Consider the following 363-nt stretch of genomic DNA (forward strand, 5'->3'; position numbering starts at 1 on the left):
GTGCAGCGCGGCCACACCCTGGACGGCCTCGGCAAGTACTACCTCGAGACCATCGAGCAGTCCCCGGCCGAGCCGGTCGACGTGGTCCAGGCCCTCAAGGACGCCAAGGCTGACGTCATGGTCTGCTACCTGCCCGTCGGATCGCAGGAGGCCGCGGAGTTCTACGCACAGTGCGCCATCGACGCCGGCGTGGGCTTCGTCAACGCCCTGCCGGTGTTCCTCGCCGGCACCAAGGAATGGGCCGACAAGTTTACCGCCGCCGGCGTTCCGATCGTGGGCGATGACATCAAGAGCCAGATCGGCGCGACCATCACGCACCGCGTCATGGCCAAGCTCTTCGAAGACCGCGGCGTCACGCTGGAC

At 67.2% G+C, this 363-nt stretch carries 1 pseudogene; it reads left to right on the top strand.

Going from position 1 to position 363, the window contains the following annotated elements:
• A pseudogene (locus AC1DDG_RS21785) lies at window positions 1-363 on the top strand (inositol-3-phosphate synthase); the annotation flags it as partial.

Source organism: Arthrobacter sp. 10L430, assembly GCF_056395245.1.